The organism is Bradyrhizobium sp. Kon58 (genome assembly GCF_055807455.1).
In genome coordinates this window covers 1-284 of sequence record NZ_JBVVOT010000374.1, presented here as the reverse complement: position 1 = coordinate 284, position 284 = coordinate 1, and the positions used below count along the sequence as shown (strand labels likewise).

1 protein-coding gene is annotated in these 284 nt (G+C 50.7%); it reads right to left on the bottom strand.

What is annotated here, in order from left to right; genetic code table 11:
* Nucleotides 1-237 (bottom strand): hypothetical protein (locus AC0L20_RS40835; RefSeq protein WP_473295796.1); only part of this gene is annotated, 237 nt, incomplete at its 3' end.
* Nucleotides 238-284 lie beyond the last annotated feature (47 nt).

Sequence of the window (284 nt, the reverse complement as noted above, 5' to 3'; positions counted from 1 at the left end):
AAAGGACATGCGGCTTAAAAACTCAACGATGCTGCGCATTCCACCTGGTTTTGCTTTGGCGACTGCGGCTATAGCGTCTTGGACTGCCTTAGGCTGCATCTGCCCTTTAAAACGGCTCCAAATTTCAGGGATTATCGTATCGGGCACACAGTCTAGAAATGCCATGTACTCAAGAGCAGGAATCACGTGAAGATTGTCGAAGGTGGGCGGTAAGTCGGCGATCAAGGTCGGCAACATTGTTACCCCGTGGCGTGCAATGAGAACTCGCCAACCGATGTAGTGAT